At 64.8% G+C, this 426-nt stretch carries 1 protein-coding gene; it reads left to right on the plus strand.

What is annotated here, in order from left to right; genetic code table 11:
• Positions 1 to 426, plus strand: a 426-nt coding sequence (locus tag AB4Y75_RS16720; RefSeq protein WP_441437001.1) for a lipoate--protein ligase family protein, incomplete at both ends; no start/stop codon positions are given.

Consider the following 426-nt stretch of genomic DNA (forward strand, 5'->3'; position numbering starts at 1 on the left):
CTCAAGAACGAGGTCGACGCCGAGAACGCGAAGAAGTACGGCTTCGACGTCGTGCGCCGCATCTCGGGTGGCGGCGCGATGTTCATGGAGGCCGGCTCGGTCGTCACGTACTCGATCTACGCGCCGGCGGACCTGGTGCAGGGGATGAGCTTCGCAGACAGCTACGCGTTCCTCGACGAGTGGGCGATCATCGCGCTCAAGTCGCTCGGCATCGATGCGTACTACCAGCCGCTCAACGACATCACGAGCCCGAAGGGCAAGATCGGCGGCGCCGCGCAGAAGCGGCTCGGGTCGGGCGCTGTGCTGCATCACGTGACGATGAGCTACGACATGGACGGCCAGAAGATGGTCGAGGTGCTCCGCATCGGCCGCGAGAAGATCAGCGACAAAGGCATCACGAGTGCGGCCAAGCGTGTCGACCCGCTC

It is taken from the genome of Arthrobacter sp. RAF14 (assembly GCF_052114185.1).
Taxonomy (GTDB): Bacteria; Actinomycetota; Actinomycetes; order Actinomycetales; family Micrococcaceae; genus Arthrobacter_E.